Origin of the sequence: Pseudomonas neuropathica, assembly GCF_051174785.1 — a bacterium.
Taxonomy (GTDB): Bacteria; Pseudomonadota; Gammaproteobacteria; order Pseudomonadales; family Pseudomonadaceae; genus Aquipseudomonas; species Aquipseudomonas neuropathica_A.
Genome location: NZ_CP195111.1, coordinates 5,852,460 through 5,871,848 on the forward strand (window position 1 = coordinate 5,852,460; position 19,389 = coordinate 5,871,848).

The 19,389-nt window shown below is 58.6% G+C and carries 25 protein-coding genes; 15 read left to right on the plus strand and 10 right to left on the minus strand.

The features are described from left to right. Positions 1-181 precede the first annotated feature (181 nt). A complete protein-coding gene (locus tag ACRRSD_RS26425) occupies positions 182-1,123 on the minus strand; it encodes a DMT family transporter (protein ID WP_435036230.1) in 942 nt (313 codons plus the stop codon). An 85-nt stretch (positions 1,124-1,208) separates the two neighbouring features. Here ACRRSD_RS26425 and ACRRSD_RS26430 point away from each other — a divergent pair, with 85 nt between their 5' ends. Together ACRRSD_RS26430 and ACRRSD_RS26435 are read left to right on the plus strand one after the other, a co-directional pair. Then, entirely contained in the window at positions 1,209-1,772 is a 564-nt protein-coding gene (locus ACRRSD_RS26430; RefSeq protein WP_435036231.1) for a helix-turn-helix domain-containing protein, read from the plus strand. Further along, positions 1,773-3,167: an FAD/NAD(P)-binding protein gene (locus tag ACRRSD_RS26435; RefSeq protein ID WP_435036232.1), complete on the plus strand. Its 1,395-nt coding sequence runs from the start codon at positions 1,773-1,775 to the stop codon at positions 3,165-3,167. A 207-nt stretch (positions 3,168-3,374) separates the two neighbouring features. On the opposite strand, the gene ppnN is transcribed toward ACRRSD_RS26435, so the two are convergent. Continuing rightward, the gene (gene ppnN, locus ACRRSD_RS26440; RefSeq protein WP_007910770.1) at positions 3,375-4,748 is read right to left on the minus strand and encodes a nucleotide 5'-monophosphate nucleosidase PpnN; all 1,374 of its coding nucleotides are present in this window, start codon (positions 4,746-4,748) and stop codon (positions 3,375-3,377) included. A 224-nt stretch (positions 4,749-4,972) separates the two neighbouring features. Between ppnN and ACRRSD_RS26445 the strand changes: the two genes are divergently transcribed. Continuing rightward, positions 4,973-5,500, plus strand: a complete 528-nt coding sequence (locus tag ACRRSD_RS26445) for a DUF3087 domain-containing protein (RefSeq protein ID WP_435036233.1) — start codon at positions 4,973-4,975, stop codon at positions 5,498-5,500. On the opposite strand, the gene ACRRSD_RS26450 is transcribed toward ACRRSD_RS26445, so the two are convergent. Further along, a complete protein-coding gene (locus ACRRSD_RS26450; RefSeq protein WP_435036234.1) occupies positions 5,501-5,875 on the minus strand; it encodes a DUF2784 domain-containing protein in 375 nt (124 codons plus the stop codon). Positions 5,876-6,061: 186 nt separating this feature from the next. Here ACRRSD_RS26450 and ACRRSD_RS26455 point away from each other — a divergent pair, with 186 nt between their 5' ends. Genes ACRRSD_RS26455 through ACRRSD_RS26465 form a run of 3 tightly spaced genes read left to right on the plus strand, consistent with a single transcriptional unit; the run spans position 6,062 to position 7,271 of the window. Further along, a complete protein-coding gene (locus tag ACRRSD_RS26455) occupies positions 6,062-6,760 on the plus strand; it encodes an AzlC family ABC transporter permease (RefSeq protein WP_435036235.1) in 699 nt (232 codons plus the stop codon). Further along, complete coding sequence (locus ACRRSD_RS26460; RefSeq protein ID WP_435036236.1) at positions 6,760-7,071, plus strand: AzlD domain-containing protein; 312 nt, start codon at positions 6,760-6,762, stop codon at positions 7,069-7,071. The genes ACRRSD_RS26455 and ACRRSD_RS26460 overlap by 1 nt, the downstream gene beginning before the upstream one ends. Before the next feature lie 53 nt (positions 7,072-7,124). Continuing rightward, positions 7,125-7,271, plus strand: a complete 147-nt coding sequence (locus ACRRSD_RS26465; protein WP_435036237.1) for a hypothetical protein — start codon at positions 7,125-7,127, stop codon at positions 7,269-7,271. 47 nt (positions 7,272-7,318) lie between these two features. On the opposite strand, the gene ACRRSD_RS26470 is transcribed toward ACRRSD_RS26465, so the two are convergent. From ACRRSD_RS26470 to ACRRSD_RS26485, 4 genes are all read right to left on the minus strand, one after another. After that, positions 7,319-7,591, minus strand: a complete 273-nt coding sequence (locus ACRRSD_RS26470; RefSeq protein ID WP_435036238.1) for a hypothetical protein — start codon at positions 7,589-7,591, stop codon at positions 7,319-7,321. A 333-nt stretch (positions 7,592-7,924) separates the two neighbouring features. Next, on the minus strand, positions 7,925-8,605 hold the full coding sequence (locus ACRRSD_RS26475) for an SOS response-associated peptidase (RefSeq protein ID WP_435036239.1): 681 nt from the start codon (positions 8,603-8,605) through the stop codon (positions 7,925-7,927). Between the two features lie 28 nt (positions 8,606-8,633). Continuing rightward, positions 8,634-9,476 carry an ABC transporter permease gene (locus tag ACRRSD_RS26480; protein WP_435036240.1) on the minus strand — a complete coding sequence of 281 codons (843 nt, stop codon included), beginning with the start codon at positions 9,474-9,476 and terminating at the stop codon, positions 8,634-8,636. 60 nt (positions 9,477-9,536) lie between these two features. Next, complete coding sequence (locus ACRRSD_RS26485; RefSeq protein ID WP_435036241.1) at positions 9,537-10,517, minus strand: aliphatic sulfonate ABC transporter substrate-binding protein; 981 nt, start codon at positions 10,515-10,517, stop codon at positions 9,537-9,539. Positions 10,518-10,549: 32 nt separating this feature from the next. Between ACRRSD_RS26485 and ACRRSD_RS26490 the strand changes: the two genes are divergently transcribed. From ACRRSD_RS26490 to ACRRSD_RS26505, 4 genes are all read left to right on the plus strand, one after another. Then, positions 10,550-10,747 (plus strand): hypothetical protein, encoded by a 198-nt coding sequence (locus ACRRSD_RS26490; RefSeq protein ID WP_435036242.1) that lies wholly within the window; start codon positions 10,550-10,552, stop codon positions 10,745-10,747. A 65-nt stretch (positions 10,748-10,812) separates the two neighbouring features. Further along, positions 10,813-11,760, plus strand: a complete 948-nt coding sequence (locus ACRRSD_RS26495; RefSeq protein WP_435036243.1) for an ABC transporter substrate-binding protein — start codon at positions 10,813-10,815, stop codon at positions 11,758-11,760. A 131-nt stretch (positions 11,761-11,891) separates the two neighbouring features. Beyond that, the gene (locus ACRRSD_RS26500; protein ID WP_435036244.1) at positions 11,892-12,791 is read left to right on the plus strand and encodes a polysaccharide deacetylase family protein; all 900 of its coding nucleotides are present in this window, start codon (positions 11,892-11,894) and stop codon (positions 12,789-12,791) included. A 111-nt stretch (positions 12,792-12,902) separates the two neighbouring features. Further along, a complete protein-coding gene (locus ACRRSD_RS26505; RefSeq protein WP_007910802.1) occupies positions 12,903-13,145 on the plus strand; it encodes a DUF1652 domain-containing protein in 243 nt (80 codons plus the stop codon). A 4-nt stretch (positions 13,146-13,149) separates the two neighbouring features. On the opposite strand, the gene ACRRSD_RS26510 is transcribed toward ACRRSD_RS26505, so the two are convergent. Continuing rightward, positions 13,150-13,512, minus strand: a complete 363-nt coding sequence (locus ACRRSD_RS26510) for an NUDIX hydrolase (protein ID WP_435036245.1) — start codon at positions 13,510-13,512, stop codon at positions 13,150-13,152. Positions 13,513-13,736: 224 nt separating this feature from the next. On the opposite strand from ACRRSD_RS26510, the gene ACRRSD_RS26515 reads away from it, so the two are divergent. Further along, positions 13,737-13,934 carry a DUF2188 domain-containing protein gene (locus ACRRSD_RS26515; RefSeq protein WP_435036246.1) on the plus strand — a complete coding sequence of 66 codons (198 nt, stop codon included), beginning with the start codon at positions 13,737-13,739 and terminating at the stop codon, positions 13,932-13,934. 60 nt (positions 13,935-13,994) lie between these two features. Here the strand turns inward: ACRRSD_RS26515 and ACRRSD_RS26520 are convergent, their stop codons facing one another. After that, entirely contained in the window at positions 13,995-14,234 is a 240-nt protein-coding gene (locus tag ACRRSD_RS26520; RefSeq protein WP_016983018.1) for a hypothetical protein, read from the minus strand. A gap of 185 nt (positions 14,235-14,419) precedes the next feature. On the opposite strand from ACRRSD_RS26520, the gene ACRRSD_RS26525 reads away from it, so the two are divergent. After that, the gene (locus ACRRSD_RS26525) at positions 14,420-14,755 is read left to right on the plus strand and encodes a hypothetical protein (protein WP_435036247.1); all 336 of its coding nucleotides are present in this window, start codon (positions 14,420-14,422) and stop codon (positions 14,753-14,755) included. A 198-nt stretch (positions 14,756-14,953) separates the two neighbouring features. Further along, entirely contained in the window at positions 14,954-15,559 is a 606-nt protein-coding gene (locus ACRRSD_RS26530) for a DUF6338 family protein (RefSeq protein WP_435036248.1), read from the plus strand. Positions 15,560-15,683: 124 nt separating this feature from the next. Here ACRRSD_RS26530 and ACRRSD_RS26535 read toward each other — a convergent pair whose 3' ends face one another. Beyond that, positions 15,684-16,583: a LysR family transcriptional regulator gene (locus tag ACRRSD_RS26535; RefSeq protein ID WP_435036249.1), complete on the minus strand. Its 900-nt coding sequence runs from the start codon at positions 16,581-16,583 to the stop codon at positions 15,684-15,686. A gap of 117 nt (positions 16,584-16,700) precedes the next feature. Between ACRRSD_RS26535 and ACRRSD_RS26540 the strand changes: the two genes are divergently transcribed. Together ACRRSD_RS26540 and ACRRSD_RS26545 are read left to right on the plus strand one after the other, a co-directional pair. Beyond that, the gene (locus tag ACRRSD_RS26540; protein ID WP_435036250.1) at positions 16,701-18,068 is read left to right on the plus strand and encodes an MFS transporter; all 1,368 of its coding nucleotides are present in this window, start codon (positions 16,701-16,703) and stop codon (positions 18,066-18,068) included. A 30-nt stretch (positions 18,069-18,098) separates the two neighbouring features. Next, on the plus strand, positions 18,099-19,373 hold the full coding sequence (locus ACRRSD_RS26545; RefSeq protein ID WP_435036251.1) for a glucarate dehydratase family protein: 1,275 nt from the start codon (positions 18,099-18,101) through the stop codon (positions 19,371-19,373). Positions 19,374-19,389 lie beyond the last annotated feature (16 nt).

Consider the following 19,389-nt stretch of genomic DNA (forward strand, 5'->3'; position numbering starts at 1 on the left):
GGATGTCTCAGAATCCTACAAAGTAGTCTGGAATTTTCTGTTTGGCATTGTTTCAGGGCAGTGATGTCGTGGCAGATGGCCCTTTCGCGAGCAGGCTCGCTCCCACATTGGAATGTATTTCAAAATGTGGGAGCGAGCCTGCTCGCGAAAGCGTTGGGGCAGACGCTGAAGATGTTGCGGATTAGCCCTGCGTTTCCCGCTCCAGCTCAGCGTCAGCTTCGGCTTCTGCAACCTTACCCTTGGTCTTCAACTCACTGACAATCACCGCCGCCACAATCAACCCCGCCCCCACCAGCGTAATCGCCGGCAAGCGCTCCCCGGCAATCCGCCCGACAATCCCGGCCCATACCGGCTCACCGGCATAGATCAACGTCGCCCGGGTTGGCGAAACACTCTTCTGCGCCCAGTTCATCGCTACCTGAATCGCCGCACTCGCCGCGCCCAACCCCAGCGCGGTCACCAGCAGCGTCCAGGAAAAATCCGGAATCATTTCCCCGGTCGGCACCACCAGCAGCAACGACAACACGGACGTCGTTGCCAGTTGCACAACGGTCACTCGGCGCACATCGACTTGCCCGGCATAGGTGCTGATCAGAATGATCTCGGCGGCAATGGCAATGGCGCTGATCAGCGTGGCGATTTCGCCCGGACTGAAATTCAGCTCCGCGCCGGATGGCCCGGACAACAACATCAGCCCGGTAAACGCCAGCATGATGCCAATGCTCGGCATCAACCCCGGCCGCCGCCCCAGCACCAGCCATTGCAGCAAAGGCACGAACGGCACATACAGCGCGGTGATGAATGCCGACTGACTGCTCGGGATCGTTTGCAAACCGACCGTTTGCAAGCCGTAACCGAGCATGATCGCCACGCCGATGAAGGCGCCGGCCTTGAGTTCAAACAACGTCAGTTCGCGCAGATGACGCCATGAGAACAGCGCGACAATAGCCGCCGCAGCAGCAAAGCGCAGGCCGACAAAAAACATCGGGCCGCTGACGGTCATCGCGTGCTGTACCAGCAGGAACGTGCCGCCCCAGATCATGGTGATCAGTACCAGCACGCACTCGGCTTTGCTGAAACGAGAGAAACGGAGGGAAGTGGAGGAGCTGTTCAGCGACGTCATGACCTTGCGCACTATAAAAAGGAGGCCGCACAATGCGCCCAACGTTGCGCAGTATACTGCCCAACCTCACTGAGTGAGCAATATAGTGCACAAAGATTCAACACAACGGGCGTCCGTCCTGCAACACGTCAGCCTGAATGTGCGACGTCTGCGGCATGCCGCCGATATGAGCCAGACCGCGCTGGCGGAAAAATCCGGGGTCAGCCGGCGCATGCTGGTGGCGATCGAGGCGGGTGAAAAGAATGTCAGCCTGACCACTCTCGACCGCGTTGCCGAAGCGCTCGATGTGGCGTTCAGCGATCTGATCCAGGCGCCGGATGCGCGTGATCCAAGCCGCATCAACGAGGTGGCATGGGCGGGTACGATCCCTGGCAGCAAAGCGGTGCTGCTCTCCAAAGCCACGGCGACTCGCGAAGTCGAGCAATGGGAATGGTGCCTGCAACCGGGCGAAGTCTACCCCTCGCAAGCGGATGCCGAAGGTTGGAGCGAGCAGATTTTCGTCTTTGCAGGCTGCCTGACCCTGATGCTCGGCGATCAGCCGCAGCACATCGGCACTGGGGAGTTCTTCATGTTTGCCAGTAACCAGCCGCATTCCTATCGCAATGATGGGGATGTTGCGGCGCGGTTTGTGCGTAATGTGGTGATTTGAATGAGTCAGAGCGCAGACATTCTGATTATCGGTGGTGGCCTCAGCGGCACGATGCTGGCGGTGCAATTGTTGCGTCTGCCTGGCCGGCGCAAGATTCTGATCGTTGAGCCGCGTGCCGAACTGGGACGGGGCGAGGCGTACAGCGCGATCGAGTTGGGTCACACGCTCAACGGCAACGCCGCGCGTATGAGTGTTGATCCGGATAATCCTGATGATTTGACGCAATGGCTCACCGAGCACATTACCGCTGGCGGTTGGCCGGAGTCTGCCGAGCAGAATGTACCGGTCAGCGAACTGTTTCCGCCGCGTGGATTGTTCGGGGTCTATGTGCAGCAGCGCCTGGCCGAAGCGCGCAAAGTCGGTGCGCAAAATGGCTCAAGCGTTGAACACATTCGTGCGGAGGTCGTCGACCTGCAGGCCGAGGCCGATTCGGTGCAGCTCACGCTGAGTAATGGTCAGACGCTACACGGTGGCTACGCGGTGCTGGCGACTGGAATGTTCCCTGCCGCACGAACCCCGCAGAAAGACTCCAGTGGCCTCAACACCGCCGCGCTCGACCCTTGGGATGTAGCGGCGATGCGTCGCCTCGATCCGCAATCGACGGTGTTGATCATTGGCTCCGGCCTGACCATGGTCGATGCCGTGGTGTCCCTGGGGCAGGCCGGGCATCGCGGGCCGATTGAAGTGTTTTCCCGGCATGGCTTGTTGCCCCATGTGCGCCGACAACCACTGGCCTGGGTGGATTTTCTTGGCGCCGATCACAGCATTCGCACGCCGCGACAATTGCTGCGCGAATTACGTCGGCACTGCCGCGATGCCATTGACCAGGGCATCGATTGGCAGGCGCCACTGGACACGGTTCGGGCGCATATCGCCCGGTTGTGGAGTCAGGCGACTGACATGCAGCGTCGACAATTCGTACGACATGTGCGGCCGTGGTGGGAAAGTCATCATCACCGCTCACCGCCGTTGAGTGCGGCGCTGGTTGAACGGTTGCATGCGCAAGGGCGATTGCGGATTCAGGCGGCTTTGTTCAAAGGGCTTGAGCCGAGTCCGCAAGGTGGCGTCAGCATTCGTATTCGACGTCGCGGTGAGTCGGAAACCTGCGTGGTGCAGGGCGCCGCGCTGATCAACTCCAGTGGCATTGAATACGACTGGCGTCGGGTGGCGCGACCGTTGCCGCAGCAGTTGCTTGAGCGTGGTTTGGTGCAGCCGGGACCGTTGGCGTTGGGGATTGCGGCGGCCGTGGATGGTGCGGTGCTGGATGCCGAGGGGCGAGCGGCTGAGCGGTTGTTTGCGATGGGGCCGCCGTTGCGCGGGATGTGGTGGGAGAGTACAGCGGTGACGGATGTGGCATTGCAGGCCAAGGCGTTGGCTGCGCGATTGGTGGGATAAGGTTGATGGTGTTCTTTCGGGCCTCTTCGCGAGCAGGCTCGCTCCCAAAGGGGACTTGGGTTGTAAACACCCTTTGCGCTACACACCAGAACCTGTGGGAGCGAGCCTGCTCGCGAAAACGGAGGGTCAGTCAACATCAGCTGTGACTGATATACCGCCATCGCGAGCAGGCTCGCTCCTACATTTGTAGCGTGGTAACCGAAAGAGTTAAGCCACCACTCGATAACACGGCACATACGCCGCGCCACCCGGCAGTTTCATCCGGTGCTGGGCGACAAAAGCTTTGAGCAGTGCGTCGAGCGGTTGCATGATCGCGGCGTCACCACGGATCTGATATGGCCCGTGTTCTTCGATCAAACGAATGCCTTTGTCCTTGACGTTGCCGGCAACGATGCCAGAGAACGCCCGGCGCAGGTTGGCCGCCAGTTCGTGCGGTGGCTGGTCGCGGTGCAGTTTGAGGTTGGCCATGTTTTCGTGGGTCGGATCGAACGGGCGCTGGAAGCCTTCGTCGATTTTCAGCAGCCAGTTGAAATGGAACGCATCGTTGCGCTCGCGGCGGAACTGCTTCACCGCTTTCAGGCCCTGAGTCATCTGCCGCGCCACTTCGGCCGGGTCGTCGATGATGATTTCGTAGTGCTGCTTGGCCGCTTCACCGAGGGTGGCGATGACGAAGGCGTCGAGTTGTTCCAGATACGGCGCGGCATGTTTCGGCCCGGTGAGGATCACCGGGAACGGCAGGCCTTTGTTGTCCGGGTGCATCAGGATGCCCAGCAGGTAGAGGAACTCCTCCGCCGTACCAGCGCCGCCCGGGAAGATGATGATGCCGTGGCCGACACGCACGAACGCTTCCAGACGTTTCTCGATGTCCGGCAGGATCACCAGCTCGTTGACGATCGGGTTAGGCGCTTCGGCGGCGATAATGCCCGGCTCGGTCAAACCGAGATAACGACCGCCATGAATACGCTGTTTGGCGTGGGCGATGGTCGCGCCTTTCATTGGGCCTTTCATCACGCCGGGGCCGCAGCCAGTGCAGATGTCGAGGCTGCGCAGGCCCAGTTCGTGGCCGACTTTCTTGGTGTATTTGTATTCTTCGGTGTTGATCGAGTGACCGCCCCAGCACACGACGATTTTCGGCTCGACACCCGGGCGCAGGGTGCGCGCGTTGCGTAGCAGGTGGAAAACGTAGTCGCTGATGCCTTGCGAGGTGCTCAGGTCGATGCGTTGGCTGTCGAGTTCATTTTCGGTGTAGACGATGTCGCGCAGGGCGCTGAAGAGCATTTCGCGGGTGCTGGCGATCATTTCGCCGTCGACAAACGCGTCGGCCGGAGCGTTCAGCAGCTCGAGGCGTACGCCGCGATCCTGTTGGTGAATGCGGATTTCGAAGTCCTTGTAGGCTTCGAGGATGGTCTTGGCGTTATCGACATGGGCGCCGGTGTTGAGGATGGCCAGGGCGCACTGGCGGAAGAGGGTGTAGGTGCTGCCGGATCCGGCTTCGCTCAGTTGCTGAACTTCACGTTGAGAAAGGGTTTCCAGGCTGCCTTTCGGGCTGACCGAGGCATTGATTACGTGTCGTTGGGTCATGCAATGATCCTTAAAACGATGTCATCCCAAAACCAGGCGGATGGCATCCGAATAGTGTGTATCCATGAATGAAGATGGCACGATCTGCGCTGTACCGCCATGTCCCCGTTGGACGTTGAAAAGATGAAAAGGAGCCCCAGCATAGCTAAATCCGCGGTAGAGGCGATAATGCGCCGGCCGGTTTTTTCAGTTACCCCTTTTGTCGCTCAAGGAAGTCATTTGTGATGTTCGAGATTCAGCCGATGGACGCCGCCACTTTTCGCCAGCAGACGCGACGCAGCACGATCATCATCGCCGTGCTGTTCCTGGTGCTGGCGATGCTGTTCTCCAGCTTCGCCGTGGCGCTGTTCGGCGAACCCGGCGGTGACAATCTGCGGTTTAACGTCGGCGGGGTGTTTGTCGCATTTTTGCTGACCGCAGCGCTATTGCGCGGGCGCTTCTGGAATCAGCGCTGGATGGCGCCAGCGGTGTACAGCTGGCGACTCAAGCGCAATCTGATGAGCATCACCAATGTGATGCATAACGTGACTGCGGCGGTGGAGCAGAACGATCCGACGGCGATGAAGGTTTTGCGTTTTTACCACTTGGGATTGACGCAAATGCACGAACTGGACGGCAACTCCAGCGATCACGGGCAACTGTGGCGCGAAGCCGAGGCGCACAAGGCGCGGATGCAGGCGCTGGGACTCGATACCGAGCAGACGCGCCTGGATCCGGCCTGGCTGGAAGCCCTGAAGGCAACGTCGCGCTGATTACACAGCTCGACGCAGCTTCCACGAGCGGATCAAGCGGCCATACACCAGCAGATTGACCGCCAGCACCACGCTGCCGAGCGCCAGTTGAATCTGCGGGGTCAGCCCGGCCGGGTAGATGATCGGCCAGATGTAATGTTCGATGAAGCCGCCAGCATATTCGGTCTGCCCGGCGGCGTGGCGCATAAGGTTTTCCCAGTACGTCAGCGGGCAGGTCAGATGCAGTACTTCGACCGCCACGCCCCAAGCAGCGGCCGGCAAATGCAGCCACATCACCCGTGGCCATCTGAGGACCAGCAGCCCGCCAAACAGCACGAACAGAATGAATGACAAATGAAACAGCACCAGCCCGTCGGCTGCGATTCGGTACAGCATGTCGTCTCCCTGACGCGGTTGTGAATGGCGCTATGTTACGCCGCTCAGGGCATTAAAGGTCAGGGCGAAAGTCAGCGAATTGCGCGCGCATCCGGCCGATTTCCCACAAGTGCGCAAGATTGTTCAAGCCAGAAAGGCGAAATGGCTGGCACAGTCTTCGACCGTTTTCCTGGTTGAAGAACGTTTATGTCTGATTCACTTATGCCGCGCAGTGCGTTTCTTTGCGGCGCTGCGGCGATCATGCCGTTGTCTCTGGCCACCGCGCCGTGGGGGCTGCTGGCCGGCTCCATGGCGATCGAGGCCAACCTCACGCCGCTGCAAGGGCAGGGCCTGTCGAGCATCGTGTTTGCCGGTGCAGCGCAATTGGTGGCGATCGGCATGCTCAAGGGCGGCGCGGGGATTTTCTCGATTCTGTTGACCACGCTGTTGCTGACGTCGCAGCACTTGCTCTATGGCATGAGCATGCGTTCGGTGATTTCGCCGCTGCCGGGGCGCTGGCGAATAGGCCTGGGTTTTTTGCTCACCGATGAGTTGTTTGCACTGACCAGTCAACATGATCGCCAGCAGTTCAACCGCTGGTATGCGCTGGGCGTCGGCCTGACGTTTTACATCGCGTGGAATCTGTTCACCCTCGCCGGCATTGTCCTTGGTAGCAGCATTCCGGGGCTTGAGCACTTGGGGCTGGATTTCTCGATTGCCGCCACGTTTATCGCGTTGATCACGCCGGTGGTGCGTAACGTACCGACGCTGGTGTGTGTGGCGGTGTCGCTGTTTTGTTCAGTGTTGTTCAGTTATTGGCAATGGGGTTCGGCGCTGGTGTTGTCAGGACTGGCCGGAATGACTGCAGGGTTTATCTGCAACAAGCTGTATCGGGAGCGTACATGATGGTTTGGGCGGTAATTTTTGGCATGGGGCTTCTGGTGTTTCTCAATCGCTACGTGTTTCTCGAGCCGCGCTTGCCGGTGCGTCTGAGCAGTAATGCGCGGCAGTTCCTCGGTTTTGCAGTACCGGGGATGCTTACCGCGATCTGTGGGCCGATTGTCTTCATGCCCGACAAACAACTGAATCTGCAGTGGGGCAATCCTTACCTGCTCAGTTCGCTGGTGGCGATCGCCCTGGTGATCTACACGCGCAGTACTTTGCTCAGCATGTTGTTGAGCATGGCGTTCTTCTTTTTGCTGCGCTGGTGGCTGTAAGTTGTCTGTTCTACGCTTTAAGGATGAAGGGTTACTGATAACGGGAGGTGCACATGGCGACTGAGCAAAAGCATCCAGACACGGATGACCAAGATACGGACGAACCAACGCCAGAAGAAATAGAGCGTGAAAAGCACAAGGAACAGACCTGGAAGCGCGATGATGGCCGAGAGCTTTCGGATCCTGACCGCAAATTTTGAGTGACGTCTACGAAAGAGCCCCGCAAGTGCGGGGCTTTTTTACGGGTTCAAAGATCGTCCAGCTGCGTGAAATCGGGGTGTGTGGCCCGATATCCCAAGGTTCGATCAATCCACGCATTCAGCTCGTTGACCATCACCGGCGCGTGGCCAGGATACCCTTCGAGGGTGGTGCGCAGGATACGGTCGATATCGGGTACGGAACGCAGGTTTCGGGTCTTGATGTAGTGGCCGATAAAACAGTCGAGTTCAAAGCGTTCTGTCATCGACAGATAAATACACTCCAGGCCGCTGACCTGTTTGATTGCAAAATCGTCGCGCAACTTATTTCTCTGCAAGGCTTGTAGACGTTAGGGGGTTCCTGGTTTGTTGACTCTTTGGTCAACTGGTATACCAAATGGAAATGCGGCGCGCATGCTAGCCGTAGTGCATATAAATGTATGTATGACGGTTGAAATGTCAGACAGGCGGTTAGTTCATTCGAACGTGTGTTTTATTTGCAGCGTCTCAAAGATGAAACAGTTGTTGTAACGATCACGCGTCACCTGCAGGAGCCGCCGAAGGCTGCGATCTTTTGATTCTGAGAAAGCAAGTGCCAAAAGATCGCAGCCTTGGGCAGCTCCTGCAATTGATAAACGCGTGAAGGCAACAAATGTTCAAGTTTGCCGAATAATCAAATTGGCACCCTGATTGCGCACGTTACCGACGGCATTGCCGACTTTGTACCACTCGAATACCTCACTGCCTTCACCTTCATACAGCAGCATTTGCTCGGCGCGTTCAACCGGCGTCGCCGGATCCAGCCACTCGCGCACCAACTCTGCGCGAAACACCACCGGTCGGCGATCATGGATATCGAGCATACCGCCGACAGCATCGGCGGTGATGATCACGAAACCATCGTTATCCCGAGCCGGTGTTGCGGCTGTCGGAAACTGTCCAATGGCAGCGCAGAAAACCGCTTGGTGGTCCGCGCGACGAATCAGCCAGGGTTGTCGTGTTTTGTCTGCGCTATCGACCCATTCAAACCAGTTGTCCACGGGCACAATCAAGCGATGTCGCCAGATCGCCCGGAAGAATGGGCCGTGGGCGACTTTCTCCACCCGGGCGTTGATCGGTGGAGGGCGATCCTTGGCCCAGTGCGGGCGCCAGCCCCAACGCAGATTGTTGGCATGCAGGTGCTGCCCTTGTTGATGCAGCACGGCCAGCGCGGTGGTCGGCGCCGCGTTATAGCGATCAAGCGGCGCATCGCCAACGTGGTTGATCAACGCGTCGGGAATGCTCAGCACCGCGACAAAGTCGTGAATGCCACGGTACTGCGAGAGTCTTCCGCACATGGGCCGATCTCCGGTTGGAGATTTCAGCTTAGTCGCTGGCGCCCTGACCGGTAAATGTGTCGCGCCAGTTCAACCAGCGGCGTTCGAGCATGGCGAGCAGGCCGTCGCTGAATTTACCGAGCAAGGCGAGCACGATAATCGCAGCCAGCACGATGTCCGGCCGCGAGGTTTCCCGGCCGTCACTGAGCAGATAGCCAAGCCCCTTGGTGGCTGCGATCAGTTCCGCCGCCACCAGAAACATCCACGCCAGGCTCATGCCGCTGCGCAATCCGGTGAACAGGCCGGGCAGGGCGGCCGGTAGCAATATCCGTCGCACCAATTGCAAGCGACTGAAGCCATAGATGCGGCCGACTTCCACCAGTTTGCGATCAATGTTGCGAATGGCCGCGACCACGTTGACGTACACCGGAAAGAACGCGCCGATAGCGATCAAAACGATTTTCGAGGTTTCGTCGATGCCCAGCCACAACAGCAGCAACGGCACCCAGGCCAGGCTCGGAATGGAACGCAAGGCAGCGAAGGTCGGTTCCAGATAAGCCTCGGCTTCGCGGCTCAAGCCGACCCATGCGGCAAACACCAGTGCGAGGCTGGCGCCGATGGCAAATCCGAACAGTACGCGAATCAGGCTGGCGCCGATGTGTTTCCACAACGCGCCTTCGGCGAGGTCAGTGAGGGTCAGGGCGATCTCGCTCGGCGCCGGCATCTGGTAGGAGGGCAGCCAGCCGATACGTACGATAATTTCCAGCGCGACGATGATCAGCAGCGGCAAGGCCAGGCCTTTGCAGCGGCGCTGCCATGTCGGACTGAAACCCGGAGTGCGCTGGCGTGGCGCAGCGAACGGCGCGGGCAGGTCTTTGCTGTGAGTGGTCATGGTTTGGCTCCGCTCACGACAAATCCGCGACGGGCGCGGATTTGTCGTGAGACTGATCGGTTACTGGTGGGCGACGGCTTGCTGCACACCGCTGTCGAGCAATTGATCGATGACTTGATCGACATTCACCCCACGGCGCACCAGTTCCTCGGAAACCAGTATCGGCGCCGCAGCCTTGGAGGCGCTGATGTCCTGGCGGGTCAGTTGCGGGCTGCTCAGGTCGGTGCGCGACAGTTGCAACTTGGCCACGTCCAGCGGCAAGCCGGATTCCTTGGCGAGCAGCGCGGCGAATTCGTCGGGATTTTTCAGAGCCCAGTCGCGGGCCTGTTCGTAGGCCTTGATCACGGTGTCGATAGTTTGCGGATGCTCTTTGGCGTATTGCTCGGTGACGCTGACCACGCCGTAACTGTTAAACGCCGGGTTGCGATAGAGCAGGCGCGAACCGGCCTGGACCTGGCTGGCAGCCATGTGCGGATCGAGTCCGGCCCAGGCGTCGACATCGCCTTTTTCCAGTGCGGTGCGGCCATCCGGATGTTGCAGATGGACCAATTCCACGTCGTCTTTTTTCAGTCCAGCCTGTTGCAGGCTGCGCAGGGTGAACAGATACGGGTCGGTGCCTTTGGTGGCGGCGATCTTTTTGCCCTTGAGGTCGGCGACGGTCTGGTACGGCGAATCCTTGCGGACCACCAGTGCAGTCCATTCGGCGCGGCTATAGACGTAGACGGATTTGATCGGGCTGCCATTTGCCCGGCTCAATACGGCGGCGAGGCTGGCGCTGGAAGCGAAATCCACGCCGCCACTGTTCAAGTACTCCAGCGAGCGGTTGCTGCCCTGACTCAACACCCAACTGACTTTGGTTTGCGGCAAGGCTTTTTCGAGGAAGCCGAAATGCTTGAGCACCAGACTGACCGGCGAGTAATAGGCGTAGTCGAGATGCACTTGCGCCGGCGCGGTTTCAGCTGCCTGGGCGAGCGGTTGCAGGCTCAGCACCATGGCACTGGCAGCCAACAGGGTTTTGAGTCGGGGTAAGAACGATGTCATGGGGGGCGCTCCGGCAAAGGCACAGGTTTCTTATGTCCAAAAAGATATTTTTATCGAATGCTTCCTGCATGAATGGAATATTGCAGGCTCTGTGCCATGTGCTTGAAAGCGCTGTTTCTAAGGCTTTCAAGGCTTCTGAGCAGATTTCGGCTGTTGGCTGGGCAACACTGTGGTTGGCCACTGTTGCTGTAGAAACAGTAAAAATCGACAGTGATGATCTTATGCATTAATCGAATTTCAAAACCAGGAATCAACAGCGTTATGGTCTATGCAACTTCCCTTTGCAGGACTCGCCATGAAGCTTTCTCGTTTCCTACGCGGTGCGCTGAGCGCTGCACTGTTTATCTCGCCGCTTTCCCACGCAGCCGAGCCTTTGGTCCTGCATGTCGGCGATCAGAACTACTACAACATCCGTGCCTCAGTGGAGGCGTCCGGCGTGTTGAAAGACGCGCCTTATACAGTCGACTGGAAACACTTCCAGGCTGCGGCACCGTTGGCTGAAGCTTTGCAGACGGGCTCACTGGATCTGGGCTTCCTGGGCGATTCCGGTTTTCTGTTTCTGGCCGCCAAACAGGCGCCGGTGAAACTGATCGGCGTATCACGGCAAAATCCCGACACCATCGCCTTGTTGGTGCCGAAAGACTCGCCAGTGAAAACCATCGCCGACCTGAAGGGCAAGAAAGTTGCCTACTGGCCCGGCGCCTGGAGTCAGCAGTTGACCCTGCGTGCACTGGAGCAGGGCGGTCTGCCGGAAAACTACGTCGAGTTCGTCAAGCTGATGCCGATCGATGCTGCGGCAGCCTTGCCCCAGGGCAGCATCGATGCCTTCCCGGTGTGGGAACCGTACATTTCCCAGCAAATCGTGTTTTCTGGTGCGCGGCCGATCCTGACGGCAAAAAATCTGATGCCGGGGCTCAGTGCGATCGCGGCATCCACGCCGGCGATCGACAACAAACGTGCAGCCATCGCGGATTTTCTCGGACGTCTGAAACAGGCGCGGGCATGGGTTGATAGTCATACGGATGAGTACGCCGACCTGTGGGCGAAGAAAGCCAATCTCGATCAGCAGGTGTCGCGTCACTGGTTGCGTCAGGCACACATGACCGTCGGGCCGGTGGACCAGCAGGCGGCGACGGATCTGCAGAGCACCGCCGATTTCCTGTTCAAGGTGAAAGCGCTGCCGGCACCGTTGGCCACCGCCGGGATTATCGACACGTCTTTTCAGCAGGCATTGGCTCACTGAGCGAGCGCCGGAACCAAACCCTGTGTACCTTATCCAACCTCGGCTCGCGGATCGGAGCGCAAGGATGGATAAGGGCGAGGGAGTTTTGCCAATCGACAACATGACGGCAGCCGCCGTGCTCAAGGCAAAACATGACATCCGGATTCAAGCTTCTCTGTGCAGCGCTCATCGCCCTCGGGCTGGCCGGTTGTATCGCCGCCCCGATAGAAATGACCGCGCAAACCGAAACGCGCCTGAAAGCCCAGGCACCGGTGCGCTTTCTGTTGACGTTCGATGACGGCCCCAGCGCCTCCAGTTTCTGGAATCCGTCGGCGACGGTGCTCGACAGTCTCAAGGAGAATCCGCTGATGCCCAATATCAAAGCGGTGTTCTTCGTGCAGACGCGTGCACCGCGAGCGGGCAACAGTGACATCGGTCGCAGCATCATGCGGCGTGAGCATGAGGAGGGGCACATACTGGCGTTTCACACGGCCACCCACTGGCACACCAATCATCGCTTGCTCGATCCGCAAGAACTCGAAGAGTCGCTGACCAACGGCGCGGCTGATATTGCGGCCATCACCGGCGCGCCACCGAAGTTGCTGCGCCCGCCATTCTGGAATTACGACAAACGTACCTTTGCCGCCTATCAACAGCACGGTTTGCACGTGTTGCTGACGGATTTAAGCGCCAACGACGGCAAGATCTGGGGCTTCAATGCCAGCCCCCGGCGTCGGGCCAACATGCTGCGCCAGTTATCGGAAGTCCGTGAACGTATTGCCCTCGGCGGGTTGCCAACCGTTGACGGGGTGATTCCGGTGGTAGTGACGTTTCATGACCTCAACCGCTATACCGCGCGGCACACTCGCGAATACCTGCAGATTCTGCTCGATAGCGCCGCCGCGACAGGCGTGAAGCTGGCGGACAAGCCTTTCTACGATAATCACGCCGAACTGGAAAAAGCCGCGCTGGCGCGTACCGTGGATAAAAGCTCGGAGCCAGTGAATTTGCCGGGAATGTGGAACTGGATTTGGGATCACGATGCGCACTGAGGGCAGGGGGGAAAGTTGTGATCGGGTTGGCATTTTTGTACCGGGCGAGTCACACATTGCTCATCTATGCTCATCCGGTCGACCGACCCATCGCCTGCGAGGCGTTCACTCATGCTTGCCATTGACGATATCTGCCGGATTGTCGAATCCGGCTTTCCTGCGTTCAAGTGTGACTGCATTCCGAGTTCGCAAGGCCTTTTGCAAATCAAGGTGTACGAGCCGGACAGCGGACGCGTCGAATTGCTGTTGAATGGCGTTTCCCCGGAACACCTCGTCACGATCCGTGACATTTCCAACTTCATCGGTGAGTTACGCACAGAAATGAGCGCGGGCCGCCGAGCGTTCGCCGGCTAACGCCTCATAAACGCCGTTGAAACGCTTGAACGATGCGCAACGTCGCTTCGCTGGTGTTGAGATTGCGCACTGCGTCCAGCGGGTGCCAGATGCAATCGATGATCTCGTTCTGCGGACGCAGTTGCTCGAAGTCCAGCACCGACGCCTCGTAAACATGGTGCCGCGTGCTGCCGCTGTGCAATTCCATTAGATACAACACATCGCCCGCGTCGAGGCCGGTTTCCTCTTGCAGTTCGCGTACGGCAGCCTCCGCTCGGGTTTCCCCTGGCTCGACCTTGCCGCCGGGCAATGTCCAGCGGCAGCGGGGTTTGCGTACCAGGAGAATGTGGCGATCCTGTTCGCATATAACGGTTGCACGTACTTTCATCTGTTACCCGTTTACTGCTTGTCACAAAATAGAAATAAAACTGCAATATTTGAGCCGAGGCTTGCGGTAAAGGTTTCATTGGAGTTTGGAGCGTTTGCTGCGGCGTAAAGTGCCCGCGCCATGATGGTCGCGGCTTGCGACACCCGGTCGGCATTTCGGGAGAATCAGGGTGTAAGGTAAAAGCGTGAAGCTGGATCTGACCGTTAGCGAAAATGGAGGTGTCCATGAGCATGCCGATGTTGAACAAGATGCACATGAACGGCTATGACGTGCTTAGCGTGAACAATGGCCCATGGCGGGTTTGCACCCAGGGCGATCGGCTGGCGTCGTTTGGCAGCCGGGAGGAAGCGCTGGCCTACGCCGCTGCACTGCCTGGCTACAAAAAACGCTCGGTGCGCGTGCCAAGTCACAAAACCCACTGACTGGCTGTAAGGAAAAAGCCCCGGCCTGTGTCGGGGCTTCTGTTTTAGGGGAGGGTGGTCTCAGTGGACCTTGGTCCGGCTGATGGCGCGGGCTTTCACTTCCTTGGCATACAGTTGCAGCCGTTCTTCATCGCTTTGCAGCACCTCACAGGATCTCAGCACGCTTTGCGCATCTGCCTCGTTACCGGATTTGCGCAGTTGTTCTGCGATACGTTTCAGGTCGACCGCCGACCATCTCAAGTCCGATGCAACGCTTTGCAGGTCGCGTTGAAGTTCGTGTTCGTATTCATTGAGCCGCATGATCACCTCCAGAACATTCTCGGTAGAAAAGAGTAGTCGCATTTTTCGTCGATGGGCAAAGCCTGTTCGTCAGCACGCTGAACGGTTGTGAAAAGTTGTGCAGATTGCGCCAAGGGCGCGGTGCCACGATGGATGTAGCGCCGCTTAAACGCTACATTCACTTTTTTTCAGATCAGGAATACACCATGCGGATATGGATCGGGAGTCTGGCGTTGGCCATGTTGGCGGGTTGCTCGTTGCCGGCATCGCTGGTGCCGGGTGAGCCGAATATCAGCAAGACCAGTGAAAAGACGCCCAAGGACTATGCCGCGTGTGTATTACCGTTGTGGCAGCGGGATGTCGCGAAAACCTCGCAGACGTCGATTTCCAACGGCTACCGCATCACTGCGCCGAGCATTATCACGGCGGACGAGATCCTCGATATCGTCAAGTACAAGGATGGCAGTCGGGTTTCGCTGTATCAGGGGCCACCGTGGGCCAAGTCCGGGTCGTTGCGCCAATCGGTGCGTGATTGCCTGTAACGATGCCTGCAGAGACAAAAAAAGCAGAAGCCGTATCACCGGTTTCTGTTTTTTTTGGCTGCCTGGAGGCTGAAGGTGTGGATCTGATTCGCGAAATGAACGGTGACAGTTGCGCAGGAAGGGTTTCCTCCGTGTGCACTAGGCTTTTGCGGGGCGGTCGATAGTCAGGTCGGCCGGTCTTTCAAGGAGCCGCGGATCATGGATGATCTGGTCAAAGAAGTTATTCCGCTGTTGCAGTATCTGATTCCCGGATTTTTGTCGGCGTGGATTTTTTATTCGCTGACGGCGTTCAGACGGCCCGATACTTTTGGGCAGATTGTGCAGGCGTTGATTTTTACGTTTGTGATTCAGGGAGCGGTTTGGGGAATCGGCGCTCTGAGTTTGTGGGTGGGTTCGAAAGGATTTTCTCTGGGGCATTGGGATGCCAAAGCGGAAACAATGTGGGCATTCGTTGTGTCGGTGACGCTCGGATTGCTTTCCTGCTACCTGGCCACGAATGACAAGTTGCACGCTTGGTTACGCAGTCGAAATGTCACGAAACAAACTTCCTACCCCAGCGAATGGTTCAGCATTTTTGCCCAGCACCATCGTCTGGTCACACTGCACTTGGAGGATGAAAGGCGCGTTTTTGGCTGGCCTGTGGAGTGGCCGCCGGAATCCAACAGTGGCCAGTTCGTGATGCAAAATCCCTGTTGGCTGGATGCCGAAGGGGCAGAAGTGCCTTTTGGCGCTGAGTTTTTGCTGATAGATTCCGGCAAGGTCAAGTGGGTCGAATTCGGCCCGAAATCGGAGGTTTCGTCATGACAGCCAGAGCATCGCAACCAATGCCGGAATGGGTAGCGCGTCGTTACACGAAAGATGGCAAGCCAGTGGCGAACGCGCAGCCCAAGGCCCCCAGCGCTCCGCCACCACTGAAGGGCTAGTATTTTCAGCCCCAACCCTCAGCCACCGCCCGGCGAATCGCCTCCAGCAACATCGCGAACGCCGGGTTGTCGTTGTTCTCCCGCCAGATCAGATGCAGCTCGCTCTGCACCCCTTCGCCCAGATCGATATCGCGAAACACCACATTCTTGAAAACCACACTGGTAGCGCAACGCGGCACCAGTGCCAAGCCCATGCCGGCGTTGACCAGTGCCAGAATTGTCAACGACGACCCGAGCCACTGCACGTAATCCGGCGCAACCCGGGCCGAGCGCAGCATGCCGGTGAGCAATTCGTTGAACGGCGGATACGCGGCGTGGGAATACATCAGGAACGGCTGTTTATCCAGGTCACTGACTGACACTTCAGCCGCCGTTGCCAATTGATGCCCACTCGGCACTGCCAGCACAAACGGCTCGCGCACCAGGCACTCGGTGGCGTATCCCGGCTCCAGTAGCGGCGCGCGGGCGATGCCCAGATCGATGCGGCGCGCGCGCAGGGCTTCGTGTTGCTGATAAGTGTTCATCTCCGACAGATCGATTTTCACCTGTGGTTGTTTAAGTCGCGCCTCAGCGATGACCTTGGGCAGGAATTCATACACCGCGCTGCCGACAAAACTGATGTTCACCGAACCGATATCGCCCGCGGCAAACCGCCGGGCGGTGACCGCCGCTTGCTGCGCACGCTCCAGCAGATTCTGTGCTTCGACGAAGAACGCCCGACCGGCAGCCGTCAGGGCGACGCTACGGGTGCTGCGGGTAAATAACTCGACACCGAGGTGATGCTCGAGCAATTGAATCTGCCGACTCAGCGGCGGCTGCGTCATGTTCAGTCGCTCGGCGGCGCGGCGAAAGTTGAGTTCGGTGGCGACCGTTGTGAAGCAGCGCAGTTGGGTCAGTTCGAACATTGATCTAATCCGGGTATCAATCGAATGCCAAGTTAGATTAGACGGGATCAATGACCCCGTCCATGATCGGTTCAACGCTTCACGCCATCCCTAAAAAAACAAGATCGGGAGTCGCCCTTGAAAACCCTCCAGAGTCCGCTGGATGTCACGGTTCTCGCCCGTGCCGCCGCCAAGGTCAAGCGCCACGTGCTGCCGCTGTTCGTGGTGATGTTTATCGTCAACTACATCGATCGGGTCAACATTGGTTTTGTGCGCAGTCACCTGGAGACCGATCTGGGCATTGGCGCTGCGGCTTATGGCCTCGGTGCCGGTTTGTTCTTTATTGGTTATGCGCTTTTCGAAGTACCGTCCAACATGCTCCTGCAACGTTACGGCGCGCGAGTCTGGCTGACACGGATCATGTTCACCTGGGGCGCGGCCGCCATGGCCATGGCGTTCGTCAAAGGTGAAACCAGTTTCTATGTGCTGCGCTTTATTCTCGGTGCGGCCGAGGCAGGGTTCTTCCCGGGGATCATTTATTACTTCACCCAGTGGTTGCCGGCCTCCGAGCGCGGCAAGACCATGGCGGTGTTTCTCAGCGGCTCGGCGATTGCCTCGGTGATCTCCGGCCCGGTGTCCGGAGCGCTGCTGCACATCAGTGGTCTGGGGTTGCACGGCTGGCAGTGGATGTTCCTGATTGAAGGCGCAGCCTCGGTGGTGCTTTGCACGTTTGTCTGGTTCTGGCTGCAATCCCACCCGCGCCAGGCCAAGTGGCTGAGTGAAGAGGAGCGTGAAGCGCTGGTCGCCGCGATTGCCGAAGAGCAGCGTGTCCGTGAAGCGGTGCAAGTGGCCAAACCGTCGATGTTCAAGCTGTTGGCGGACCGGCAGATTGCGCTGTTCTGCTTCATCTACTTTTCCATCGCACTGACCATTTACGGCGCGACATTCTGGCTGCCAAGCATGATCAAGAAGATGGGCAACCTCGGCGACTTCCAGGTCGGGTTGCTCAATTCGATCCCGTGGATCATTTCGATTGTTGCCATGTACGGTTTCGCGGCGATGGCCGGCAAATGGAAATTCCAGCAGGCCTGGGTGGCGCTAACGCTGGTGATCGCGGCGATCGGCATGTTCATGTCGACCACTGGCGGGCCGATCTTCGCCTTCGTCGCCATCTGTTTCGCCGCTATCGGTTTCAAGGCTGCATCGGCACTGTTCTGGCCGATCCCGCAAAGCTATCTGGATGCGCGTATCGCCGCTGCGGTGATCGCGTTGATCAACTCCATCGGCAATCTCGGCGGTTTTGTGGCGCCGACCGCGTTCGGCTTTCTTGAACAAACCACCGGTTCCATCGAGGGCGGTCTGTATGGCCTGGCCGCGACGTCGCTGATCGCCGCCGTGGTGATTTTTTTCGCCCGCACGGCGCCTGGCGCGAAAGGCAAAAACCTCGCAAAGCCGCCTGAGGTCTCCGCCGTTGTTGCGACGGCCAGCCCGGCCGCGAGCCACTGAATTGATTGTTGATCTGTCAGGAGCGTTATCTTGAAAATCATTCGCGTAACCGTGACCCCGATTGCCTTCCGTGATCCGCCGCTGCTCAACGCCAGCGGCATTCATGAACCCTTCGCCTTGCGCTCGATCATCGAGATCGAAAGCGACAACGGCTACATCGGTCTCGGCGAAAGCTATGGCGATGCCCCGGCGCTGGCGATCCAGCAGCAGTTGCAGGCACAGCTGATCGGCCTCGACCCGTTCAACCTCAACCAGTTGCGCGCCATCGTGCAGGCCACCGTTGCTGCGAACAAGCCTGCGAGCCTTGCCGGTGCCGAACTGGCGCCTGGTTCCCACGCCAGCAAAGCGGTGAGCAATGCCTATTCGGCGTTCGAAGTAGCGTTTCTCGATTTGCAGGCGCATTACCTGAATGTGCCGCTGGTGGACCTGCTCGGCGGCGCGATTCGCGATGAAGTGCCATTCAGCGCTTACCTGTTCTTCAAGTACGCGCAGCATGTCGATTCGCCCTACAAGCCGGACAACTGGGGCGAGGCGCTCAGCGAGCAGCAGATCGTTGCGCAGGCTGCGCGGATGATCGAAGCGTATGGATTCAAGAGCATCAAGCTCAAGGCCGGCACGTTACCGCCGGAGCATGAAGTGGCGTGCATCAAGGCGCTGAAAAAAGCCTTCCCGGGTTACCCGTTGCGCATCGATCCGAATGGTAACTGGTCGCTGGAAACCTCGATTCGCATGGCCGAATTGCTTGGCGATGATCTGCAGTATTACGAAGATCCGACCCCTGGGCTCGATGGCATGGCCGAGCTGCACAAGCGCACCGGCCTGCCGCTGGCGACCAATATGGTGGTGACCGATTTCGACGAGTTCCGCCGCAGCATCGCGCAGAACAGCGTGCAGATCGTGCTTGCCGACCACCATTACTGGGGCGGCCTGCGCGACACACAGACGCTGGCGAAGATGTGCGATGTGTTCGGCGTTGGTGTGTCGATGCATTCCAACTCGCACCTGGGCATTAGCCTGATGGCGATGGCGCATGTCGCGGCGGCGGTGTCGAATCTGGATTACGCCTGCGATACGCATTACCCGTGGCAGGAGCCTGACGAGGAGGTGATCAAGGGTGGCAAGCTGCCGATTGTCGATGGCTGCGTGAAGATCACCCGCGCGCCGGGGCTAGGGCTGGAGCTGGACCATGAGCAGTTGGGCAAGCTGCATGACCAGTACCTGACGTGCGGGATTCGCCAGCGCGATGATGTGCGGCAGATGCAGCGGTACAAGCCGGATTGGAAGGCAGTCAAACCGAGATTTTGATGTTGTGCTCGCTGGC

Excerpts from the sequence above, each read along its gene's own strand:
- ACRRSD_RS26460 (WP_435036236.1), top strand. The coding sequence starts at position 6,760 with ATGGTTTGGGCGGTAATTTTTGGCATGGGGCTTCTGGTGTTTCTCAAT.
- ACRRSD_RS26485 (WP_435036241.1), bottom strand. The coding sequence starts at position 10,517 with ATGACATCGTTCTTACCCCGACTCAAAACCCTGTTGGCTGCCAGTGCC.
- ACRRSD_RS26450 (WP_435036234.1), bottom strand. The coding sequence starts at position 5,875 with ATGCTGTACCGAATCGCAGCCGACGGGCTGGTGCTGTTTCATTTGTCA.
- ACRRSD_RS26480 (WP_435036240.1), bottom strand. The coding sequence starts at position 9,476 with ATGACCACTCACAGCAAAGACCTGCCCGCGCCGTTCGCTGCGCCACGC.
- ACRRSD_RS26500 (WP_435036244.1), top strand. The coding sequence starts at position 11,892 with ATGACATCCGGATTCAAGCTTCTCTGTGCAGCGCTCATCGCCCTCGGG.
- ACRRSD_RS26475 (WP_435036239.1), bottom strand. The coding sequence starts at position 8,605 with ATGTGCGGAAGACTCTCGCAGTACCGTGGCATTCACGACTTTGTCGCG.
- ACRRSD_RS26525 (WP_435036247.1), top strand. The coding sequence starts at position 14,420 with ATGCGGATATGGATCGGGAGTCTGGCGTTGGCCATGTTGGCGGGTTGC.
- ACRRSD_RS26505 (WP_007910802.1), top strand. The coding sequence starts at position 12,903 with ATGCTTGCCATTGACGATATCTGCCGGATTGTCGAATCCGGCTTTCCT.
- ACRRSD_RS26515 (WP_435036246.1), top strand. The coding sequence starts at position 13,737 with ATGAGCATGCCGATGTTGAACAAGATGCACATGAACGGCTATGACGTG.
- ACRRSD_RS26510 (WP_435036245.1), bottom strand. The coding sequence starts at position 13,512 with ATGAAAGTACGTGCAACCGTTATATGCGAACAGGATCGCCACATTCTC.
- ACRRSD_RS26435 (WP_435036232.1), top strand. The coding sequence starts at position 1,773 with ATGAGTCAGAGCGCAGACATTCTGATTATCGGTGGTGGCCTCAGCGGC.
- ACRRSD_RS26530 (WP_435036248.1), top strand. The coding sequence starts at position 14,954 with ATGGATGATCTGGTCAAAGAAGTTATTCCGCTGTTGCAGTATCTGATT.
- ACRRSD_RS26455 (WP_435036235.1), top strand. The coding sequence starts at position 6,062 with ATGTCTGATTCACTTATGCCGCGCAGTGCGTTTCTTTGCGGCGCTGCG.
- ACRRSD_RS26490 (WP_435036242.1), top strand. The coding sequence starts at position 10,550 with ATGTCCAAAAAGATATTTTTATCGAATGCTTCCTGCATGAATGGAATA.
- ACRRSD_RS26495 (WP_435036243.1), top strand. The coding sequence starts at position 10,813 with ATGAAGCTTTCTCGTTTCCTACGCGGTGCGCTGAGCGCTGCACTGTTT.
- ppnN (WP_007910770.1), bottom strand. The coding sequence starts at position 4,748 with ATGACCCAACGACACGTAATCAATGCCTCGGTCAGCCCGAAAGGCAGC.
- ACRRSD_RS26425 (WP_435036230.1), bottom strand. The coding sequence starts at position 1,123 with ATGACGTCGCTGAACAGCTCCTCCACTTCCCTCCGTTTCTCTCGTTTC.
- ACRRSD_RS26520 (WP_016983018.1), bottom strand. The coding sequence starts at position 14,234 with ATGCGGCTCAATGAATACGAACACGAACTTCAACGCGACCTGCAAAGC.
- ACRRSD_RS26445 (WP_435036233.1), top strand. The coding sequence starts at position 4,973 with ATGTTCGAGATTCAGCCGATGGACGCCGCCACTTTTCGCCAGCAGACG.
- ACRRSD_RS26465 (WP_435036237.1), top strand. The coding sequence starts at position 7,125 with ATGGCGACTGAGCAAAAGCATCCAGACACGGATGACCAAGATACGGAC.
- ACRRSD_RS26535 (WP_435036249.1), bottom strand. The coding sequence starts at position 16,583 with ATGTTCGAACTGACCCAACTGCGCTGCTTCACAACGGTCGCCACCGAA.